This is a genomic window from Mycolicibacterium komossense, from assembly GCF_025822605.1.
Classification (GTDB): domain Bacteria; phylum Actinomycetota; class Actinomycetes; order Mycobacteriales; family Mycobacteriaceae; genus Mycobacterium; species Mycobacterium komossense.
In genome coordinates, this window is record NZ_JACKTY010000039.1 from 94581 (window position 1) to 116071 (window position 21491).

Below are 21491 nucleotides of genomic sequence, written 5' to 3' on the forward strand. Positions count from 1 at the left end.
GCGGCCCTAACATCACACAGGTAACCGATATGTGTAGTACGCCAATCAGCCAGCCTCGCCGGTCCAGCCCGAAGACCGGCCAGCGAGGCGTTGGTCTTCTACGCGGTCAGCCTCTCCCTGCCCTTGTAATGCCGGAATGCTTCCGCGACAGCCCCTTGCGCGCGTTCCGGCATCGACAGAAAGTGCTCCCTTCATGTCCCAGATGCGCCCTTACTACGTGGCGATCGTCGGCTCAGGACCCTCCGGATACTTCGCCGCCGCATCACTGCTGAAAGCCGCAGACGCCCCAGATGCCGTGCGCGATGTGCGCGTCGACATGCTGGAGATGTTGCCGACGCCGTGGGGGCTGGTGCGGTCCGGGGTTGCCCCTGATCACCCGAAGATCAAGTCGATCAGCAGTCAGTTCGAGAAGACCTCTCTCGACCCTCGGTTCCGGTTCTTCGGCAACATCACCGTCGGCGAACATGTGCAGACCGCCGAACTCGCCGACCGGTACGACGCCGTCGTGTATGCCGTTGGGGCGCAATCGGATCGCCCGCTGAGCATCCCCGGCGAAGATCTTCCCGGCAGCGTTGCCGCGGTCGACTTCGTCGGCTGGTACAACGCGCATCCGCATTTCGAAGGGATCGACCCGGACCTGTCCGGTGGCCGCGCGATCGTCGTCGGCAACGGCAATGTGGCGCTCGACGTGGCCAGGATTCTGGTGACCGACCCGAAAGCCCTGGCCGCCACCGATATCGCCGATCACGCATTGGAGTCGCTGCACCGCCGCAGAGTCGACGAGGTCGTCGTGATCGGACGTCGCGGGCCGCTTCAGGCCACCTTCACGACGCTGGAGTTGCGCGAACTCGGGGACCTGGACGGCATGGCGAATGTCGACGTGATCATCGACCCCACCGACTTCGCCGATATCACCGACGCCGACCTGGATGCGGTCCCCAAAGGCGTCCGGCAGAACTTCAAGGTGCTGCGGGGCTATTCCGGACGGGAAACCACACCCGGCAATCGACGGATCGTCTTCCGGTTCCGCACGTCACCGATCGAGATCAAGGGCGACGGCAAGGTCGAGTCGATTGTGTTGGGCAGCAACGAACTGGTCAGTGACAACGGCCGGGTCGTCGCCAAGGACACCGGCATTCGCGAGGAACTGCCGGCGCAGTTGGTGGTCCGGGCGGTCGGCTATCGCGGGGTGCCGACGCCGGGCCTGCCGTTCGACGATGGCTCCGGCACCATTCCGCATACCGACGGCCGCGTCGCCGACCGCGAGAACGAGTACGTCGTCGGCTGGATCAAACGCGGCCCGTCAGGCGTCATCGGCAGCAACAAAAAGGACTCGCAGGCCACCGTGGAGACCCTGCTGATCGACCTGGCCGGCGCGAACCTGGCCGACCGCGAGTCGGAGTACGCACAGAACCTGGTCGAGTGGCTGCTGTCGCGGCAGCCACTGCTGATCACCGATGACCACTGGGCACTCATCGATGCGCACGAGCGGACCACCGGCGAGCCACACGGTCGGCCCCGGGTCAAGCTGACGAGTGTGGCGGACCTACTGCGGATCGGACACGGCTGAGCTCAGAACGAGCGAACAGGCGTGCACCGGGTCAATCTCAGTCGCGCGCCGGCGGCGTCACCGAGTCGGCTTGGATCGTGACGATGACGCGGGTCTCCGGCTGGCCGGTGAAATTCGGATAATCGATGCCGAGGTACTTCTGCGAGATTTCGTTGATGCTGTCCAGACCGCCCTCGGTGCTCATGGAGACCACCCGGCCGCGGATCGCGTAGAAACGGAAGACGTTGTCGGGATCGACGACGTTGACCGCGACCCTGGGGTCGCGGGCGAAGTTCTTGGCCTTCTGATGTCCGTCGACGATGTTGATCACGACGTTCTCGCCGTCGGTGGTGACCCACGTCTGAGTCAGCTGCGGCGATCCGTTGGGCATCAACGTCGCGACGAAGCACGGGCTGGGCTTGCGCAGCAGGTCGATCAGGCCGTCGGGAAGTGGCACTGGCATGGGGCTCCTTTAATACGTCTGCGGCTCAGGCGGTGCGAAGTCCCACCGGTCGGGATTCTTAGGCGAATAGACCACGGGGATCAGCGCGCCGATGGTCGGCCACTGGTCGACGTCCACAGCCATGCGCTGATAGACCACATGCTCGGTGAGGGTCGGCCCGGTGATGACTCCGGAGATGGTGACGAACTGTTGGCCCTCGGCGTCGGGGCGTGGGCTGACACCGGTGACCAGCAATGTGCCGGGCGCAGCGGCGGATCCTTGCCGAGGACCGCGGCGCATGAAGCGCGGTCCGATCAACAACACCAATGCACCGACCAGCAGCAGCAACATCGCGAATTCCCACACCGGACCCATGGTAGGACTGCTGCCATGAACAATGTCGCGCAGACAGCCATCCAAGACGATCTGGCATTGGCCCTTGACCTCGCCGCACGCGCGGACGCCCTGACCATGGACCGTTTCGGAGCGCTGGATCTGCGGATCGACACCAAACCGGACCTGACCCCGGTCACCGATGCCGACAGCTCGACGGAGATCCACTTACGCGACACGCTCGCGCGGTTGCGGCCCGACGACGAGATCTTCGGCGAAGAGTTCGGCGGGACACCGTCTTTCCGAGGCCGCCAATGGGTTCTCGATCCGATCGACGGCACCAAGAATTTCGTCCGCGGAGTCCCGGTGTGGTGCACGTTGATCGCGCTGCTGCAGGACGGGGTGCCCGTGGTCGGTGTGGTCAGCGCGCCCGCACTGAGTCGTCGATGGTGGGCCGGACAGGGCGAAGGCGCGTGGGGGTCCTTCGATGGAGGCCCCGCGCGACGGCTTTCGGTATCCGGGGTGGCCGATATCGCGTCGGCGAGCCTCTCGTTCTCCGACCTGACGGGCTGGGAGGACCGGCGCGAGAAGTTCATCGCGCTCATCGGCGAGGTGTGGCGCGTACGAGCCTATGGCGACTTCTGGTCCTACTGCCTGCTGGCCGAAGGCGCCGTCGACATCGTCGCCGAGCCGGAGGTGAAGCTGTGGGATCTGGCTCCCCTGGACCTGCTGGTGCGTGAGGCCGGCGGCACGTTCACCAGCGTCGACGGCCGGCCGGGACCGCATGGCGGGAGCGCACTCGCCACCAACGGACTGGTGCATGACCAGGTGTTGAGCCGGCTCGCCTAGGTGTGAGCTGTTCAACAGTATCTTCGTACCTTACTCTGGAGTAAGGTACGAAGAGACTGCTCCCCTACATTGAGGCTGCTGACATGACCAACACCCGCGAAAGCGCCGTCGGACTGCAGAAGCACAAGCGCACTTCCGTCGATATCGGAATCGCCTTGCTCACTCCGCTTGTCGGCCAAGAATTCCTGGACCGCTACAACCTGCGCGACCCGCTACACCGAGGACTGCGCTACGGCGTGAAGAACGGGTTCTCGGTGGCCGCCGCGACCAGCCGCCAGTTCAAGCGGGTCCAGGCCTTGAGCGGTAAGGCTCCGACCCGGCTGAAGTCAAGTGGCGCAGACTATTTCGACCTCACCCCGGACGACGACCAGAAGATGATCCTGGAGACCGTCCAAGAGTTCGCCGAAGAGATCCTGCGCCCCGCCGCACATGACGCGGACGACGCAGCGACCTATCCGGCCGGCCTGATCGCCAAGGCAGCCGAACTCGGCGTCACCGCGATCAACGTGCCCGAGGATTTCGACGGTATCGCCGAGCACCGCAGCACAGTCACCAATGCGCTGGTCGCCGAAGCCCTGGCCTACGGCGACATGGGGCTGGCGTTGCCGATCCTCGCCCCCGGCGGCGTCGCCTCCGCATTGACCCACTGGGGAAGCGCCGATCAGCAGGCCACCTACCTGAAGGAATTCGCCGGCGAGAATGTGCCGCAGGCCTGCCTGGCGATCGCCGAACCCCATGCGCTCTTCGATCCCACCGCATTGAAGACCACCGCGGTGCGCACTCCGAGCGGGTATCGGCTCGACGGCGTCAAGTCGCTGGTGCCTGCCGCGGCGGATGCCGAATTGTTCATCATCGCAGCACAACTCAACGGCAAGCCGGCCATGTTCATCGTGGAGGCCTCCTCCGCCGGTGTGACGGTCAAGCCCGATCCCAGCATGGGAATCCGGGCCGCCGCCCTCGGCCGGATCGAACTCGACAAGGTCACCGTGCCCGTGTCTGCACGACTCGGCGAGGACGGGGCGAGCGAGGCCGATTACGCCCAGAACTACTCCGAGGCGATCGCGTTGTCTCGGCTGGGCTGGGCGGCGCTGGCCGTCGGCACCTCCCACGCGGTGCTCGATTACGTCATCCCCTACGTCAAGGAACGCGAGGCGTTCGGCGAGCCGGTCGCCCGACGCCAGTCGGTAGCGTTCATGTGCGCCAACATCGCCATCGAACTAGACGGTCTGCGCCTGATCACCTGGCGCGGAGCCGCCCGCGCCGAACAGGGCCTGCCGTTCGCCAGGGAGGCCGCCCTGGCGAAGCGGCTCGGCACCGACAAGGGCATGCAGATCGGTCTGGACGGCGTCCAACTGCTCGGCGGCCATGGATTTACCAAGGAACATCCGGTCGAGCGGTGGTATCGCGATCTGCGGGCCATCGGTATCGCCGAGGGAGTGGTGGTGCTCTGATGACAATCAATCTGGAAATGCCGAAGAAACTGCAGGCTGTCATCGAAAAGGCGCATCAGGGCGCCGCCGAGATGCTGCGGCCCATCTCGCGCAAGTACGACCTCAAGGAACACGCCTACCCTGTCGAACTCGACACGCTGGCCACGCTGTTCGAGGGCATGTCGGAGGCGAAGACCATCTCGTTCGCGGGCGCTGAGGCCTTCCGCGACAGTGCAGACTCCGGTGGCGAGAAGGCAAACATCAACGGCGGCAACATGTCCGCGGTGGTGAATGTGACCGAGATCAGCTGGGGCGACGTCGCGCTGATGCTGTCGGTGCCCTACCAGGGCCTCGGTAATGCGGCCATCTCCGGCGTGGCGACCGACGAACAACTGGAACGCCTGGGCAAGGTGTGGGCGGCGATGGCCATCACCGAGCCGAGCTTCGGTTCCGACTCGGCCGCCGTGGCGACCACCGCGAAGCTCGACGGTGACGAGTACGTGATCAACGGCGAGAAGATCTTCGTCACCGCCGGCTCGCGCGCCACCCATATCGTGGTCTGGGCCACATTGGACAAGTCCCTGGGCCGAGCAGCGATCAAATCGTTCGTGGTGCCGCGCGAACACCCCGGCGTCACCGTGGAACGGCTCGAACACAAGCTGGGCATCAAGGCCTCCGATACCGCGGTCATCCGGTTCGACAACGTGCGCATCCCGAAAGAGAACCTGCTCGGCAGCCCAGAGATCCAGGTGGAGAAGGGTTTTGCCGGGGTGATGGAGACCTTCGACAACACCCGGCCGGTCGTCGCCGCGATGGCTGTCGGCATCGCCCGTGCCGCACTGGAGGAGCTCCGCGCCATCCTCACCGACGCGGGTATCGAGATCTCCTACGACAAGCCGTCCCACGCGCAGAGCGCACCCGCAGCCGAGTTCCTCCGCATGGAGGCCGATTGGGAGGCGGGTTACCTGCTGACCGTACGCTCGGCGTGGCAAGCCGACAACAACATCCCGAACTCCAAGGAAGCGTCGATGGGCAAGGCCAAGGCGGCGCGGGTGGCCAGCGATATCACCCTCAAAGCAGTCGAGATGGCCGGCACGACAGGCTATTCCGAGCAGACGCTGCTGGAGAAGTGGAGTCGCGACTCGAAGATCCTCGACATCTTCGAGGGCACACAGCAGATCCAGCAGCTGGTGGTCGCTCGCCGGCTGCTCGGCCTGTCGTCGGCCGAGCTCAAGTAGCTTCGGCCGAAACGCCCAACACCACCCATCGGATCGTGTTGTCGAATACCTCGACGAACACATCCGGCGACTCACCGCCCGCCGCGATCTCCGCTCCCGCCAGGCTGATCGTCGTGTGCACGAGTACCCGGCAGCAGTTGCGGGCCAGCTCGGCTGGGACCCCGGCCCGCAGTAGCACGTGCAGTAGTCGATCCACATAGGCCGCGATCGGCTCGCGGTCGTCGAACGTCATCAATGCCGACAAGTGCGGATGCGCCAGCAGGGCGGCGCGGACGGAATGGCACCACCGCACTGCGCTCTCCTGCCAGGTGTCGGCCTCGACGAACTCCAGCCGCAGCGCGGCGAAGTGGCGGGCCACGAGTTCGCGAATCAGCTGATCCTGGTTCCCGACCTGCTGGTACAGCGTTTTGGTCGAGCAATGCAGCTCGGCGGCAAGCCGTCGCGCGTTGATCCCGGCGATCCCCTCCTCGTCGAGCAGGGTCAGCGCACGCGCGTAGATCGCGTCAGCGGGAGTCGTCGACCTGGCCATCGTCAGCACCGTACGTGATACGTTACGGAAAACACGGTTTTCCAGGAGGCGGATACATGGGACTTCGCGGCGAAGCAGCCATCGTCGGATTCACCGAACTCCCGCCCACCCGGACCCCGGCCGAGCCGTTGACGTTCACTCTGGAGCAATGGGCCACCCTCAGCGCTGCGGCGCTGGCCGATGCGGGGATCTCGGCGACCGAGGTCGACGGAATCGTATGCAGCCCGCTGATGGAGTCGGAGATCTTCGTCCCCTCCACGATCGCCGAATATCTGGGTATCCCGGCCAATTTCGCAGAGTTCGTCGACCTCGGGGGCGCGACCGCAGCGGCGATGGTGTGGCGGGCGGCCGCGGCGGTCGAACTCGGCATCTGCAATGCCGTGCTGTGCACCATCCCGGCTCAGTACATGACGCCGTCCTCGGACAAGAAGCCGAAGGCCTACGGCGACGCGTTGTATTTCGGCGCATCCAGTAATCAGTACGGCTCACCACAAGCCGAGTTCGAGATTCCCTACGGCAATCTCGGCCAGAACGGTCCGTACGGTCAGGTCGCCCGACGGTACGGCGCCACCTACGGCTACGACGAGCGGGCGATGGCGAAAATCGCTGTGGATCAACGGGTTAACGCCAACCACACCGAGGGTGCGGTCTGGCACGATACGCCGATCACGATCGAGGACGTCCTGGCCAGCCCGATGATCGCCGATCCGCTGCACCGCCTCGAGATCGTGATGCCTTGTTTCGGGGGCGCGTCCGTGGTGGTCGCCAATGCCGACCTGGCTCGCAAGTCGCGCAACCGACCGGTCTGGGTCACCGGGTTCGGCGAGCACGTGCCGTACAAGACGCCGACGTACGCCGAAGACCTGCTGGCGACGCCGATCACCAAGGCGGCTGACGGCGCATTCGCGATGGCCGGTATCACCCGGGCCGATATCGATATCGCCTCGATCTACGACTGCTACACCATCACCGTGCTGCTGAGTCTGGAAGACGCCGGGTTCTGCGAGAAGGGCAAGGGGATGGAGTTCGTCGCATCGCACGACCTGACCTTTCGCGGCGATTTCCCGTTGAATACCGCCGGCGGACAACTGGGTTACGGTCAGGCCGGGAACGCCGGTGGTATGCACCACGTCTGCGACGCCACCCGGCAGTTGATGGGCCGTGCGGGTGCGGCACAGGTGGCAGATGCCCACCGGGCGTTCGTCTCCGGCAACGGAGGAATCCTGAGCGAACAGACCACATTGATCCTCCAGGGCGATTGAGGACGAAATGACCACTGCAGAGTTCGAAAAGCCCATGCCGGTCAAGACACCGGTCAGCGCCCCGTTCTGGGATGCCTTGGCGCAGCACACCATCCGTATCCAGTATTCACCGTCGCTGGGCCGGTACGTCTTCTATCCCAGGATTCTGGCCCCGCGCACGCTGGCCGACGACCTGGAGTGGCGGGAGATCTCCGGTACCGGGACTCTGTACACCTTCACCATCGCGATGAAGCCGGTGTCACCCCACTTCGCCGCCGACGTACCGCAGCTGCTGGCCGTCGTGCAGTGGGACGAGGGACCGCGGTTCAGCACCGAGATGGTGAACGTCGACCCGGCCGATCTGACGATCGGGATGCGCGTGCGGCCGGTCTTCTTCGACTATCCCGAGCACGACGTCACCCTGCTGCGCTACGAACCGGACCCGGCCGGCTGATGACCAGTCACCGGGCGACCTGCCCGCTGTGTGAAGCGATGTGCGGACTGCGCGTCGAAACCCACGGCGACACGGTGACCAGCATCCGGGGCAACCCCGACGATGTCTGGTCGCAGGGCCATCTGTGCCCCAAAGGGACCTCGCTTGGCCATCTGCACGACGATCCGAATCGGTTGCGAATTCCGTTGGTGCGCGACGCATCCGGCGGACACGTACCGGTCGGCTGGGATGACGCCTTCGCCGAGACCGAGAAGGTCCTGCGTCCGGTCATCGACCGGTTCGGCGCCAAGGCTTTCACGGTGTACGTGGGGAACCCGGTGGCGCACAACCTGGCGCTCGAGAGCTATATCGGCGCCTTGGTCGGCTTTGCCGGGGCGGCCGGCATGCCGGCCTACTATTCGCCGGGCACCGTGGACCAGTGGCCGCTCAACGTGGTCGGCACTCTGTTGTTCGGGGGCATGTGGAACGCGCCCATTCCCGATCTCGACCGAACCGACCATCTGATCATCCTGGGCGCCAACCCTTCTGCATCCCAGGGATCGATGCTCTCGGCGCCGGATGTGATGGGCAAGCTGGCTGCGATCCGGCACCGTGGCGGCAAGGTTGTCGTCGTCGATCCGCGGCGCACCCTGACCGCGCAACGGGCCAGCGAGTGGGTGCCCATCCAACCCGGTACCGACGCCCTGGTGTTGTTCGCGATCCTGAACACCCTCGCCGAGATCGGTGGAGTTCGCCGCCCGACCCACCTGGCCGGGCGAATCCTCGGCCTCGACGAGGTGATCGCGATGGCTGAGCCCTTCTCCCCCGAGCGGGTGGCTGGCCCCAGCGGTATTCCGGCCGTCGAGATCCGGCGACTGGCGTCGGAGTTGGCGAGCGCGGAAAACCCTGTGCTCTATAGCCGAATTGGCACCTGCACACAGGAATTCGGCACTTTGGCCACCTGGCTGGTCTTCGTCCTCAATGCCGCTCTCGGGGCCATCGATCGCCGCGGTGGTGCGGTTTTCGCCAAGGCCGCGGTGTGGTCACCGATGTTCATGAAACCACCCGACCAGACCGGCGAGGGCTGGGAATACGGACGCTACCGCAGCCGCGTGCGTGGCGCGCACGAGGTGCTCGGCCAGTTCCCCGTCAGCTGTCTGGCCGAGGAGATCGACACCCCGGGCGACGGTCAGATCCGCGCACTTGTCACCGTCGCGGGCAACCCGGTGATCTCCGCACCGGCGGCGGGCCGGCTGGACGCCGCGCTGGCCGGGCTGGACGCGATGATCGCGGTGGATAATTGGCTCAACGAAACCACCAGACACGCGCATGTCATTCTGCCCGGCCTCTCACCGCTGGAACGTCCACATTTCGATGACCTGTACTGGATGTATTCACTTGCATCATGTGTCAAATGGTCGGAACCGGTCTTCGCACCCACCGCAGACCGGCCCGCCGAGTGGGAGATACTGCTGCGGCTGGCCGGCGCGGTGGTGGGTATCCCAGTACCGGAGGTGGACACCGCAGGTCTGGACGACCTCTACACGAGCGGGCTGGTCGCCAGCATCTGCAGCACGTCCGGTACTCCCTTGACCGGTCGCGATCCGGCTCAGGTGATCGCCGCGCTTCGCGGGCGCGGCCCCGAACGGTTGGCTGATCTGGGCATCAGGCTCGGTCCGTGGGGTGACGACCTGGGCCGGCGTCGCGGCGGCCTCACCCTGGACACGGTACGAACACATCAGAACGGACTGCGGTTGGCCGAACTCGAGGGCGGCCGACTCGATGAGACGGTGACCACGCCCTCGGGGAAGATCGAGCTGGTGCACCCGATGCTGACCGCCGACATTCCCCGGCTGCTGGCCCGAATCGACCGGGCCGCCGAGGATCTCGTGCTGACCAGCCGCAGGCATCTGCGGTCGAACAACTCGTGGCTTCATAACGTGCCGGCCCTGATGCGGGGCAAGGAGCGCTGCACGCTGCTGGTGCATCCCGACGATGCCGCCCGGCTGGGGCTGGTCGATGGCGAAATGGCCGACGTCTCGACGACAGAAGGATCGGTATCGGTGCTCACCGAGGTGTCCGACGAGATGAAACCCGGGGTGGCGTCACTGCCCCACGGCTGGGGGCACGGCCGCGACGGCACCAGCCTCGATATCGCCAATTCTCATCCCGGGGTGAACTCGAATCTGCTCAATCCCGCTGGGCTGATCGATGTTCCGAGTAACACCCAGGTGGTCAACGGAGTTCCGTGCGAGGTCCGTCCGAACACCCCCGCATAGGCAAACCCGATCACCTCCGCCTCGACGGTGTCAGACGCAGACAGCCGTTAGCTCCGATCGGGTCTGCTTACCGAGATCGATATCGGCCACGGCGAGGTTCTCCTGCAAGTGCGATACCGAGGACGTGCCCGGTATCAGGAGCACATTCGGCGCCACGCTTAGTGTCCAGGCCAGGGCGATCTGTGCCGGGGTGCGTCCCAAGTCCGCCGCCACCCGCCGCACGATCGCGTTGCCCAACACTGGGTTGTCTTGGGCGAAAGCCGATCCCAGCGGAAAGAAGGGGACGAAGGCGATCTCGTGCTCGGTGCATTCGTCGAGCACCGATTGCGATGCCCGGTCGGCGAGATTGTACGGATTCTGCACACAGACGATTTCGGTGCGGGCCATCGCGTGTTGTAGATGAGTCAGATCGATACTGCTCAACCCGATCCCCCCGATCAAGCCCTCCTCGCGAGCCCTGATCATCACATCCAGTTGCCGATCGAACAGCTCATCGGGTTCGTCACTGTCCATCAGCCGCAGGTTGACCGCCGCCAGCTGTTCGACGCCGAGGGTGCGCAGGTTCGCTTCGATGTCCTTGCGCAGGTCCGCAGGATCCGCGACGGGCAGCCACGCCCCGGTGTCGTCTCGTCGGCCGCCCACCTTGCTGACCAGCGCCAGGTTCTCTGGATACGGATACAACGCTTCCCTGATCAGTTCGTTGGCAACGATCGGGCCGTAATACTGCGCGGTGTCGATGTGGTCGACGCCGAGCTCGACCGCCCGCCGCAGCACGGCGATCGCCTGGTCGCGGTCCTTGGGCGGCCCGAAGACGCCGGGACCCGGCAGTTGCATGGCTCCGAACCCGACGCGATTGACCGAAAGACGACCAAGAGCAAAGGGCTGCATGCTTCGAGGCTAGCGTCGTCGGATGGACTCTTTTCAGGCATTGGTGGCACGGCAGGACGGCGACACGAGCACGGATGCGATCACGCTGGCAGTCGAAACACGCCGACCTGCGGATCTGCCGCCCGGCGATGTGACAATCCGGGTGCTCTATTCCAGCGTCAACTACAAGGATGCGCTGGCAGTCACGCCGCGCGGCGGTGTGGTGCGCAATTACCCGATCGTGCCGGGGATCGATATCACCGGTGAAGTGGTCGAATCGCAGTCCGACGAGTTCGCCGTCGGCGATCTGGTGCTGGCGCACGGCTACGACATCGGCACCGGCCGCGACGGCGGCTATGCCGAATACACCCGGCTCCCGGCCGATTACGTGGTGGCGCTCGGTTCCATCAGCCCCCGGGACGGCGCCGCGATCGGAACAGCCGGGTTCACCGCCGCCATGAGTGTGCAGGCGCTGGTCGAACGCGGGATCGAACCCGGCGACGGACCGATCGTCGTGACAGGTGCCACCGGCGGAGTGGGCTCGGTCAGCATCGACCTGCTGGCTGCGGCCGGCTACCAGGTGGTCGCGTCGACGGGTAAGCCCGAGGCCGCGGATCATCTCAAAGCGCTCGGAGCGGCCGAGGTGATCGGCCGGCTGCCCGCTGATCCCGACGCAAAACCCCGGCCGCTCGGCAAGACCCGCTGGGCCGGTGCCGTCGACTGTGTGGGCGGCGCGACGCTGGCCGACGTCCTGAGCACGATCGAGTACGGCGGCGCGGTGGCGGCCAGCGGTCTGACCGGCGGCCCGGCATTGCATACCACCGTGATGCCGTTCATCCTGCGCGGCGTGGCGCTGCTCGGGATGGACTCGGTGTTGATGCCCATCGGCCCGCGTCGCGAACTGTGGACGCAGCTCGGCTCGTCGCTGGCGCCCAGACATCTCGATGAGATCGCCAACGACGTCGACGCCAAGGACGTCGTCGAGGTGATCGACGCGGTCCGCGCCGGCAAATACTCCGGGCGGGCGGTGGTTCGGGTAGCCGGCGGTTTCTAGCCTGAACCTGGTGGCGATGGTGTGAACTGGTCGGTATGCCCACCACATCCGAAACCATCACGAACTTCTTCCAGAAGCGGATCGCCAATCCGCTGATGCGACGCAACCCGTTCCAGACCCTGCTCGAGACCACCGGCCGCAAGTCCGGCGAGCCGCGCCGGACCCCGCTCGGGGGCAAGCTCGTCGGCAACCAATTCTGGTTTGTCTCCGAGTTCGGCGAACGGTCGCAGTACGTTCGCAATATCAATGCCGACCCACACGTACGGGTGCGGTTACGCGGTAAGTGGCACGCCGGCACCGCCCACCTGGTGCCCGACGACGATGCGCAAGCACGGCTGCGGGAACTGCCACAGTTCAACAGCGTCGGCGTGCGGACCTTCGGCACCAACCTCCTGACGGTGCGGGTCGATTTAGACGGTGCATCGTGACACACGATGACCAGATCCGGGCCGCGTTACAGCGGCACTGGGCGGCCTCGGACGCCAATGATTTTGCGGCCGAACATGATATCTACCGTGATGACGCTGTCCTGGACTACCCGCAATCGGGCGAGCGTATCCGGGGCCGGCACAACATCCAGGCCTCCCGCACCGCCCAGCCCAACGACAAACGATTCGTTCTGCGACGGATGCTCGGCGGTGGGGAACTATGGATCAGTGAACTCGTCCTCACCTATGACGAGACGCCGTTCTACGTGGTGAGCGTCATGGAATTCGAAGGCGAGCAGGTGGTGCACGAGACGCAGTACTTCGGGGCACCATTCGCGCCTGGACCCTCGCGCGCGCAGTTCGTGGAACCACCCGCAGGCCACTGATCCAGTCTTGTCGATGATCGAAAATAAAAGTAATGTCATCTTCAGTTTTTCGCATCGGACGCACGACAAGACCGGGAGCCAACGATGGAATCCTTCGTCCACCTGCGCAAAGGCAACACACCGCGGCGGCTGCACGCTGACCTGAACGGCCTCAAAGACGACGAATTGGGCCGCGGCGGGTTCACCGGCCGCACCGCGCACATGTACCGGCGTCACGACCCGACGGCGTATCGATCGGTCGGTCCCCTTCGCCCCACCGATGTGCTGAGTTCCGAGCTCAAGCCCAGCGATGCCACCGATGCACGCGGTGGCCCACTGTTGATGTTCTCCAACGCCGATTGCCTGGTGCTGCTGTCCCGGCGCACCGAGGAGATGCCGTTTTTCGTCCGCTATGTCGACGGCGACGTCCTGTCATTCGTGCACAAAGGATCCGGCCGGCTGGAAACCGAATTCGGTCCACTGGACTACCGCGAGGGCGACTGGATCTATCTCCCGAAGGCCTGCACCTGGCGCCAGATCCCGGCGGCGAACGCCGGGGCGACCACCCTCCTGATGATCCAGGCCACCGAGGAGTTCCGCGTCCCGCCGCCCGGGCAGCTCGGCAGGCACTTCCCCTTCGACCCCGCGCAGGCGACCATCCCCGAGCCCGCCCCCATCGACGATGACGGACGGGACGAGTACGAGGTCCGATTGGTACACGCGCCGATCGATGGAGTCGGGACGACTTCGCTTTTCTACCAACACAACCCGCTCGATGTGGAGGGCTGGCGCGGCGACAACTTCCCGTTCACCTTCAATATCGACGACTACACCGTCATCACGTCCGACAGCGTGCACCTACCTCCGACCGTGCATCTGTTCATGCAGGCAACCGGCGTGTACATCATGAACTTCCTGCCCAGACCCGCCGAGAGCGTGCCTGGGACCGAACGCACACCGTGGTATCACCGCAACGTGGACTTCGACGAGATCGCGTTCTTCCACGGCGGCACCCTCTACGGCATTGCCATGCCACCCGGGCTGGTTTCCCATGCCCCGCAAGGGGTTCACCACGGCGCCCCCGAGAAGGCGCGGGAACGGGCCCGCCGCAAGTTCGACGAGTATTCGCACGTCGACTGGTCGGTGATCGCCATCGACACCAGACGACGGCTCACCCCGTCGGAAGAGATTCTCGCCAACGATCTGGGACAACACTGATGAGCGCGCCAACACAGGCACCGATCAAGTTCGAGTACGACCGCATCCCGTATCTCGTTGCCTACCAGAACACCTCGAGCGTGCGCGATGTCTACGGCGGCATCGCCGAACTCGTCGTGCTGGAGAGCTATCTGCTCAGACCGAAGAGTAAGCCGTCCGACACCGTGCTGGTATTCATGCATCCGATCGGTGGCGGCGCGTACCTGCCGATGATCAACGCGTTGGCCCGCGCCGGCCACCACGTCATTTACTGCAACAGTCGATTCCGCGGTACCGACTCGGCGCTGCTGATGGAGAAGGTCGTCGAAGATCTCGGCGAATGCATCAAGGACGCGAAGAACCGGCTCGGCTACGAGAAGGTGGTGCTGGCCGGCTGGAGTGGCGGCGGGTCGCTGTCGGTGTTCTATCAGCAGCAGGCCCAGCGCCCGACGGTGACGTCCAGCCCGTCCGGGGACGGGCCCGACCTCACCAAGTTGGGCCTGATACCGGCCGACGGAATCATGTTGCTGGCCGCGCACATCAGCCGCCACGGCACGATGACTGAATGGCTGGACGCCTCGATCCTCGACGAGTCCGATCCGTCGAACCGAGATCCGGAGCTCGACCTCTACGACCCGGACAACCCGAATCAACCGCCCTACACCGAGAAATTCCTGACCAGGTACCGCGAGGCGCAGATCGCCCGTAACCGCCGAATCACGGCCTGGGTCAAGGACAAACTTGCCGAGCTGAAGGCGGCGGGACGCCCGCAGGACGAGTTCGGGTTCGTCGTGCACGGCACCATGGCCGACCCCCGATGGCTCGATCCGACAGTCGATCCGAACGACCGCGCCCCGGGTACCTGCTACCTGGGCGACCCCGAGGTGGTGAACAACTCTCCCGTCGGCTTGGCGCGCTTCTGCACGCTACGCAGTTGGCTGTCCCAGTGGAGCTATGACGACGCCCGCGGCGATGCCGTGGAGTGCGGACCCGATATCGCGGTGCCCGCGCTGGTCATCGGTAACCTCGCCGACGACGCCTGCACCCCGAGCCACACCCGTAGGCTGTTCGACGCCATCGGTCACCCCGACAAGGAGATGCAGGAAATTCCCGGCGCCAACCACTACTACTCGGGTCAGGACCAGCGCGACACGCTGCGCCACGCAGTCGGGGTGTGCACCGATTGGCTCCACCGACACGGGTTCTCGCTATGACGACGGGGCCGTTGGATGGCATCAGGGTGATCGAGGTCGGCACCCTGATCTCGGGGCCGTTCGCCGGCCGACTGCTGGGCGACATGGGCGCCGAGGTCATCAAGATCGAACCACCGGGGGCGCCGGACCCGCTACGCACGTGGGGCCAAGCCGAGCTCGACGGACATCACTTCTTCTGGACGGTGCACGCCCGCAACAAGAAGGCGGCCACGCTGAACCTGCGAATGGAGGCCGGCCGTGCCCTTTTTCTGGACCTGGTGGAGAAGTCCGACATCATCGTGGAGAACTTCCGCCCCGGCACTCTGGAGAAGTGGGACCTGGGTTACGACGTGCTGCGCGAACGCAATCGGGGCATCATCCTGGTACGGGTCTCGGGTTACGGACAGACCGGGCCGGAAGCTCACAAGGCCGGGTATGCGTCGGTGGCCGAGGCGGCCAGCGGGCTGCGGCATATGAATGGTTTTCCCGGCGGGCCTCCCCCGCGGCTGGCCTTATCGCTGGGAGACAGTCTGGCGGGCATGTTCGCCGTGCAGGGTGCACTGGCCGCGCTGTATCGGCGCACTGTTACCGGGGATGGCCAGATCGTGGATACCGCACTGACCGAAGCCTGTCTGGCAGTGCAGGAATCGACCATCCCGGACTACGACGTCGGCGGCGTCATCCGTGGACCGTCGGGAACCCGACTCGAAGGCATCGCCCCGTCGAACATCTACCCGACCGCCGACGGCAGCTGGGTGGTGATCGCGGCCAACCAGGACACGGTGTTCCGTCGACTGTGCGCGGCGATGGATCAACCCGAACTCGCCTCCGATGACAGGTTCGTCAATCATGTTGCGCGGGGCCGCAACCAGGATGAGATCGACAAGATCATCGCCGACTGGGCGGTACAGCGTGAGCCGGCCGATATCATCGCCACCCTGTCGGCGGCCGGGGTGATCAGCGGGCCCATCAACACCGTTGCCGAGGTGGTGACCGACCCGCAGCTGCTGGCTCGCGGCATGATCGCCGACCACTGGGACGAGCGGGTCGAACGCAACGTGAAAGGCCCAGGGGTGATACCGGTGCTCTCCGAGACACCCGGCACCATCCGCTACGCCGGGTCGAGCCGGCCCGGCCAGCACAACGACGATGTCTACTCGGGTCTACTCGGGCGGAGCGCCGCCGAACTCGACCAACTGCGCACCGAGGGGGTGCTGTGAACGCCCTCCCGACCCACGTGACCATCCGCGAGGTGGCACTGCGCGACGGCTTGCAGATCGAGGCACCGATCCCGTTGTCCGCCAAGGTAGAACTGCTGGAGGCGATCATCGCCACCGGTGTCCGGGAAGTCGAAGCCACCGCGTTCGTCTCACCATCGAAGGTGCCCGCCCTCGCCGACGCACCGGAGTTCGCCGAAGAACTGACACGCGTGCGGAACTCGGCCGGGATCGAGTTCTCGGCGCTTGTCGCCAGCCCGAACGGCGCCAAACGGGCCATCGCGTCGGGCCTCGGATCGATCGAGTACGTGGTGTCGGCCGCGGACGCGCACAGCCGCGCCAACGTCGGACGCGGTACGGCCGATGCGACCGCCCAGATCGGCGAGATCGTTGCGATCGCCCACGACAACGGCGTCAGCGTAGAGGTCATCGTCGCCACCGCCTGGGACTGCCCCTTTGACGGGCCGACCCCCGTGCAGCGGGTACTCGGCGTGATCGCCGCGGCACAGGCCGCGGGCGTCGACCGGCTCGCCATCGCCGATACCATCGGCACCGCGACACCGCGACGGGTGACGTCGCTGATCGAGGCGCTCCGCCCGCTGGTCGGCGACACACCCCTCGGTGCCCATTTCCACAACACCCGAGGCGCCGGGCTGGCCAGCGCCTACGCGGCGGTCAGTGCCGGGGTGAGGCGGCTCGACGCATCGATCGGCGGTCTCGGCGGTTGCCCGTTCGCGCCCGGCGCCAGCGGAAACATCGCCACCGAAGACCTGGTGTACCTGTTGCGCGACAGCGATGTCGCCGTCGACGTCGATCTGTCGGCCGCGATCGCCGCCGCCGGGCTGGCCCAGCGAATCATCGGCCATGAGTTGCCCGGCGCACTGCTGCGGGCCGGCGACCGCATTCAGGACAGTTGAGCCGTGACGCAGCGGGTCCGGGACCGAACCAGCAAAGGCAGACAGACCAGGGAGTCCCTCGAAGGGGCCGCCCGTAAGCTGTTCGCCGAACGCGGCTTTCACGGCACCACCTTGGCTGATATCACCGCCGCGGCCGGCAAATCTCCCGCTGTGTTCTATCGGTACTTCGATGACAAAGAAGATCTGCTGGCTGATCTGGCGGAGTCGTTCCTGCATAACTTTCTTTCCGGGATCGTCGTGCGACTTCCCGAATCACCCGATGACACAGAATATTTCACCTCTGTCGTAACCGGCTACTGGAACATCTTCAAACAGAACGTCGGGATCATGGTCGCCGTCGCCCAGCTGGGGGCCACGCAGCCGCGGTTCGCAGCGGTACAGAACGAATTCCGCCGGTTCGGCATGAACATCGTGCGAGCGTCCGTGCTGCAGGCCGCCGAGCAGGGCTACGGAGGTGCCGGACAGGAAGACGCCCTGGACCCCGAACACATCGCGCTGGCCATCGCGCTACTGTTCGAGCAGTTCACGACGGTATATCTGCGGGCCGACGCCGCGGCGCTCGGTGTGCACACCACAGACGAGGACGCGGTCCGCACCCTCGCCACGATCTGGAAGAGAACGCTCTACGGGCACTAGGCCATTTACTGATCTGACAAGGGAAACATCACTGTGGATTTCACCCTTCCGGAACATCTTCCCGGACTGCTCGCCGAAATGGATGCCTTCATCGAGGCCGAGATCAAGCCGCTGGAACGCGAGAATATGCAGTATTTCGATCGGCGCCGCGAGTTCGCCAGGACAGACCTGGACAACGGCGGCATCCCGGCGCGAGCGTGGGAGGACCTCCTCGACGAGATGCGCAGGCGGGCCGACAAAGCCGGGTGGCTCCGGTACGGGCTACCGTCGCGGTTCGGCGGCCGCGACGGTAGCAACCTCGACATGGCTGTCATCCGGGAGCACCTGGCGCACAAGGGGCTCGGGCTTGCACAATGACCTTCAGGACGAATCCTCGATCGTCGGCAACTTTCCGCAGGTGATCATGATGGACCGGTTCGGCACCGAAGCGCAGAAGCAAGACTGGGGCGAGGCGCTTTTGCTGACCGGGGAGCGTTCGATGGCGTTCGGGTTGACCGAGCCCGGCCACGGCTCGGACGCCACCTGGCTGGAGACCACGGCGGTGGCCGACGGCGACGGCTGGGTGATCAACGGCGCCAAGCGCTGGAATACCGGCGTGCACCGCGCCACCCACGACCTGGTGTTCGCCCGGACGTCCGGCGAGCCGGGGCAGGCGACCGGCATCACTGCGTTCCTGGTACCCACCGATACGCCAGGGTTCGCAGTGCCGTACTACTGGTGGACGTTCAACATGCCCAGCGACCACGGCGAGGTGGAACTGCGCGATGTGCGGATACCGTCGGATGCTGTGCTCGGTGAGGTCGATCACGGCTTGGAAGTCGGGCAGACGTTCCTGCACGAGAACAGGATTCGTCAAGCTGCCAGCAGCCTGGGGGCCGCGCAGTACTGCATCGACCGGGCCGCGGAATACGCTTCGGAGCGGGTGGTGTTCGGTAAGCCGCTGTCGGTGAACCAGGCCGTCCAGTGGCCACTGGTCGAGTTGCAGACCGAGGCACAGATGGTGCGTCTGCTGGTGTACTACGCGGCATGGCACCTCGATCGCGATCACCATATGGAGGTCTCCGACACGGTGTCGATGGCCAACTACCGGGCGAACCGGCTCGTCTGCGAAGCCGCCGACCGGGCCATGCAGGTCCACGGCGGTATCGGGTACAGCAGGCACGAACCGTTCGAGCATATCTACCGGCATCACCGCCGCTATCGGATCACCGAGGGCGCGGAGGAGATCCAGATCCGCCGGGTGGCGCAGCGCATGTTCAAGTTCGGCCGGCGGGCATCGCAGAAATGATCACCGATATCGAAGTACTCGGCGATCGCCTGCACGACGTGCTCAAGCCCGTCCTCGGCGATACGACGATCGTCGATCTGCGCGCGCTGACCGGCGGGGCCAGTCGCATCACCTGGGCATTCACCGCGGAGACAGACACCGGATCGCGACCGCTCATCCTGCGGACCGGCCCGCCCGACGAGGTGCATGCCGGTATGGAACTGGAAGCCCGCGCCCAACAGCTGGCGGCGGCCAGGGGCGCACCGGTGCCCGAGATCCTGATCGCGTCCGATTCTGTTGCTGCACTGGGCAACCCGTTTCTGATCTGCAACGAGATCGGTGGCGAGACGATCGTCAGAAAGATCGAACGTAACCTCGACGACGCCGGCCGGACCGAGCTGCTGCGACAGTGCGCAGCGGCGCTGGCCGCGATCCACCGCGCCGAGCCGGCCGGCGCAGAATTCGATACCGGTGATCAGCTGGCGCTGTGGCGGGGACAACTCGACGAGATGGGTGATACCACAGCGACATTCGAGTGGGCGTTTCGCTGGCTGGAAAAGAATCGCACGGCGCCGACGACGCCCACCCTCGTGCACGGGGATTTTCGGATGGGCAACCTGATCATCAACCTCGAAGGGCCGGTCCCCCAGCTCGCCGCCGTCCTGGACTGGGAGCTGGTGCACAGCGGAGAAGCCTGCGAGGACCTGGCCTGGTTCTGCATCAGGGCCTGGCGATTCGGCGCCCCCAAGGACCGCGGCGCAGGTGGCCTCGGCAGTGTCGAGGAGCTGCTGACAGCCTACGAACAGGCCGGTGGCGCCGCCGTCGACCGCGCCGGTCTTCGCTGGTGGTTGATCCTGTCCACGCTGCGCTGGGGGGTCATCTGCCGCTATCAGGCGCAGCGCCACCTGTCCGGCCAGACCCCGTCGGTGGAGCTGGCCACTATCGGGCGTCGGGTCTGCGAAACCGAATGGGATCTGCTCACTCTGCTGGAGGACGCGTCGTGACCGGCCTGCACGGACGGCCGACCGCTGCCGAGCTGATCGCCGCGGTCGCAGATTTCCTCGACAACGACGTGCGCAATGCGGTGACCGGTCAGGTCAACTTTCACGCTCGCGTCGCCGCCAACGCACTGCGGATGGTCGAGCGTGAGCTGCTGGCGCCGGCCCCGTCGGACGTCGTCGCCGCGCTGGACAGGCTCGGCGTCGGCGATGAGTCCGAGCTGGCCGCCGCCATCCGCCGCGGTGCCATGGATACCGCCGGTGACGACCTGACCGCATGCCTGCGGGCGTTGGTCAGCTTCCGCCTAGCCGCCGCCCATCCAGGGTATGAGCAAGAGTAGGCGGGGAGCAGACCAGATGCCGAGCACAGTGACCGCCGCGATTACGCCCGTGGCTGGAACCAATGGTGGCACCATTACGTTGCGGGCTTGCATCGTGATCAAGTCGGGCGAGAACAACCTGATCAACTGACGGAGGTTGCGATGACCAGCCTGGACAGTCTGCTCGGCGATCCAAGCACGGCGGGAGTGTGGAACCTGGACCCCGAGCGGTCAACGGTCGCGTTCACCAGCCGGTCGTTCTGGGGTCTGCTGCCGGTGAAAGGAAAGTTCACCGAGATCAGCGGTGACGGCCAGATCACCCGTCAGGCCGCCGTCTTCGGCAGGCTCGACATCCGCGCCGCGTCGCTGGCCACCGGTATCGGCAAACGTGATGACCACCTGCGCTCGTCCGATTTCTTCGACGCCGACCGCTTCCCCGATATCAGCGTCGTCGTCACCGCGCTCCACCCGACCAGTAGTGACACCGCCGACTTCCGGGCCACCCTCACCGTGAAGACCGTCACGAAACCGCTTGGGCTGCCTGCCGGCATCGGAGTCATCGACGCCAACACCGTGCGGATCTCGGCGAAGACCACCATCGACAGGACGCAGTGGGATGTGACGGGAAATCTGGCCGGCATGGTCACGCGGACCGTCGCCGTGAAGGCGGATTTGGTGTTCGTGAAAAGCCCTTCATGAAAAGTCTGTG

General features: G+C 65.5%; 22 protein-coding genes and 1 pseudogene. 19 read left to right on the forward strand and 4 right to left on the reverse strand.

All coding sequences use genetic code 11. The annotated features are described in order from the left end of the window. Positions 1 to 202 precede the first annotated feature (202 nt). The gene (locus tag H7J73_RS24385) at positions 203 to 1570 is read left to right on the forward strand and encodes an FAD-dependent oxidoreductase (protein ID WP_264070337.1); all 1368 of its coding nucleotides are present in this window, start codon (positions 203 to 205) and stop codon (positions 1568 to 1570) included. A gap of 37 nt (positions 1571 to 1607) precedes the next feature. On the opposite strand, the gene H7J73_RS24390 is transcribed toward H7J73_RS24385, so the two are convergent. Continuing rightward, the gene (locus H7J73_RS24390; protein WP_264070299.1) at positions 1608 to 2012 is read right to left on the reverse strand and encodes a PPOX class F420-dependent oxidoreductase; all 405 of its coding nucleotides are present in this window, start codon (positions 2010 to 2012) and stop codon (positions 1608 to 1610) included. A gap of 9 nt (positions 2013 to 2021) precedes the next feature. After that, positions 2022 to 2357: a hypothetical protein gene (locus H7J73_RS24395; RefSeq protein ID WP_435405572.1), complete on the reverse strand. Its 336-nt coding sequence runs from the start codon at positions 2355 to 2357 to the stop codon at positions 2022 to 2024. A gap of 24 nt (positions 2358 to 2381) precedes the next feature. On the opposite strand from H7J73_RS24395, the gene H7J73_RS24400 reads away from it, so the two are divergent. The 3 genes from H7J73_RS24400 to H7J73_RS24410 all read left to right on the forward strand — a co-directional run bounded on the left by H7J73_RS24400 (position 2382) and on the right by H7J73_RS24410 (position 5841). Further along, on the forward strand, positions 2382 to 3173 hold the full coding sequence (locus H7J73_RS24400; protein ID WP_264070301.1) for an inositol monophosphatase family protein: 792 nt from the start codon (positions 2382 to 2384) through the stop codon (positions 3171 to 3173). Between the two features lie 83 nt (positions 3174 to 3256). After that, entirely contained in the window at positions 3257 to 4624 is a 1368-nt protein-coding gene (locus tag H7J73_RS24405) for an acyl-CoA dehydrogenase family protein (RefSeq protein ID WP_264070302.1), read from the forward strand. Next, entirely contained in the window at positions 4624 to 5841 is a 1218-nt protein-coding gene (locus H7J73_RS24410) for an acyl-CoA dehydrogenase family protein (protein ID WP_264070303.1), read from the forward strand. Before H7J73_RS24405 ends, H7J73_RS24410 begins: the two co-directional genes overlap by 1 nt. Here the strand turns inward: H7J73_RS24410 and H7J73_RS24415 are convergent. Further along, the gene (locus tag H7J73_RS24415; protein WP_264070304.1) at positions 5834 to 6370 is read right to left on the reverse strand and encodes a TetR/AcrR family transcriptional regulator; all 537 of its coding nucleotides are present in this window, start codon (positions 6368 to 6370) and stop codon (positions 5834 to 5836) included. The two genes, H7J73_RS24410 and H7J73_RS24415, sit on opposite strands and share 8 nt — an antisense overlap. Before the next feature lie 56 nt (positions 6371 to 6426). On the opposite strand from H7J73_RS24415, the gene H7J73_RS24420 reads away from it, so the two are divergent. From H7J73_RS24420 to H7J73_RS24430, 3 genes are read left to right on the forward strand one after another with little or no spacing between them, the layout of a single operon-like run. After that, positions 6427 to 7632 (forward strand): thiolase family protein, encoded by a 1206-nt coding sequence (locus tag H7J73_RS24420; RefSeq protein WP_264070305.1) that lies wholly within the window; start codon positions 6427 to 6429, stop codon positions 7630 to 7632. Positions 7633 to 7639: 7 nt separating this feature from the next. Continuing rightward, on the forward strand, positions 7640 to 8065 hold the full coding sequence (locus H7J73_RS24425) for a Zn-ribbon domain-containing OB-fold protein (protein ID WP_264070306.1): 426 nt from the start codon (positions 7640 to 7642) through the stop codon (positions 8063 to 8065). Further along, positions 8065 to 10323 (forward strand): molybdopterin-dependent oxidoreductase, encoded by a 2259-nt coding sequence (locus H7J73_RS24430; RefSeq protein ID WP_264070307.1) that lies wholly within the window; start codon positions 8065 to 8067, stop codon positions 10321 to 10323. Before H7J73_RS24425 ends, H7J73_RS24430 begins: the two co-directional genes overlap by 1 nt. A 30-nt stretch (positions 10324 to 10353) precedes the next feature. Here the strand turns inward: H7J73_RS24430 and H7J73_RS24435 are convergent, their stop codons facing one another. Next, positions 10354 to 11211, reverse strand: coding sequence for an oxidoreductase (locus H7J73_RS24435; protein WP_264070308.1), 858 nt, complete (start codon positions 11209 to 11211; stop codon positions 10354 to 10356). A 22-nt stretch (positions 11212 to 11233) separates the two neighbouring features. On the opposite strand from H7J73_RS24435, the gene H7J73_RS24440 reads away from it, so the two are divergent. The 12 genes and pseudogenes from H7J73_RS24440 (at position 11234) to H7J73_RS24495 (ending at position 21481) form a co-directional block, all read left to right on the forward strand. After that, the gene (locus H7J73_RS24440; RefSeq protein WP_264070309.1) at positions 11234 to 12244 is read left to right on the forward strand and encodes an acrylyl-CoA reductase family protein; all 1011 of its coding nucleotides are present in this window, start codon (positions 11234 to 11236) and stop codon (positions 12242 to 12244) included. Between the two features lie 35 nt (positions 12245 to 12279). Next, positions 12280 to 12672, forward strand: a complete 393-nt coding sequence (locus H7J73_RS24445; protein WP_264070310.1) for a nitroreductase/quinone reductase family protein — start codon at positions 12280 to 12282, stop codon at positions 12670 to 12672. Beyond that, positions 12669 to 13058 carry a nuclear transport factor 2 family protein gene (locus H7J73_RS24450; RefSeq protein ID WP_264070311.1) on the forward strand — a complete coding sequence of 130 codons (390 nt, stop codon included), beginning with the start codon at positions 12669 to 12671 and terminating at the stop codon, positions 13056 to 13058. Before H7J73_RS24445 ends, H7J73_RS24450 begins: the two co-directional genes overlap by 4 nt. An 84-nt stretch (positions 13059 to 13142) precedes the next feature. Then, positions 13143 to 14255 (forward strand): homogentisate 1,2-dioxygenase, encoded by a 1113-nt coding sequence (locus tag H7J73_RS24455; RefSeq protein WP_264070312.1) that lies wholly within the window; start codon positions 13143 to 13145, stop codon positions 14253 to 14255. Next, positions 14255 to 15448 (forward strand): alpha/beta hydrolase, encoded by a 1194-nt coding sequence (locus H7J73_RS24460; RefSeq protein WP_264070313.1) that lies wholly within the window; start codon positions 14255 to 14257, stop codon positions 15446 to 15448. Before H7J73_RS24455 ends, H7J73_RS24460 begins: the two co-directional genes overlap by 1 nt. After that, positions 15445 to 16647 carry a CaiB/BaiF CoA transferase family protein gene (locus H7J73_RS24465; protein ID WP_264070314.1) on the forward strand — a complete coding sequence of 401 codons (1203 nt, stop codon included), beginning with the start codon at positions 15445 to 15447 and terminating at the stop codon, positions 16645 to 16647. The genes H7J73_RS24460 and H7J73_RS24465 overlap by 4 nt, the downstream gene beginning before the upstream one ends. Further along, the gene (locus H7J73_RS24470; RefSeq protein WP_264070315.1) at positions 16644 to 17561 is read left to right on the forward strand and encodes a hydroxymethylglutaryl-CoA lyase; all 918 of its coding nucleotides are present in this window, start codon (positions 16644 to 16646) and stop codon (positions 17559 to 17561) included. The genes H7J73_RS24465 and H7J73_RS24470 overlap by 4 nt, the downstream gene beginning before the upstream one ends. Before the next feature lie 3 nt (positions 17562 to 17564). Next, positions 17565 to 18197: a TetR/AcrR family transcriptional regulator gene (locus tag H7J73_RS24475; protein WP_264070316.1), complete on the forward strand. Its 633-nt coding sequence runs from the start codon at positions 17565 to 17567 to the stop codon at positions 18195 to 18197. Between the two features lie 33 nt (positions 18198 to 18230). After that, positions 18231 to 19485: pseudogene (locus tag H7J73_RS24480) on the forward strand (acyl-CoA dehydrogenase family protein). Next, complete coding sequence (locus H7J73_RS24485; RefSeq protein ID WP_264070317.1) at positions 19482 to 20468, forward strand: phosphotransferase family protein; 987 nt, start codon at positions 19482 to 19484, stop codon at positions 20466 to 20468. Before H7J73_RS24480 ends, H7J73_RS24485 begins: the two are co-directional and overlap by 4 nt. After that, complete coding sequence (locus tag H7J73_RS24490) at positions 20465 to 20803, forward strand: DUF6285 domain-containing protein (protein WP_264070318.1); 339 nt, start codon at positions 20465 to 20467, stop codon at positions 20801 to 20803. The genes H7J73_RS24485 and H7J73_RS24490 overlap by 4 nt, the downstream gene beginning before the upstream one ends. A 141-nt stretch (positions 20804 to 20944) precedes the next feature. Beyond that, positions 20945 to 21481 (forward strand): YceI family protein, encoded by a 537-nt coding sequence (locus H7J73_RS24495; RefSeq protein WP_264070319.1) that lies wholly within the window; start codon positions 20945 to 20947, stop codon positions 21479 to 21481. Positions 21482 to 21491 lie beyond the last annotated feature (10 nt).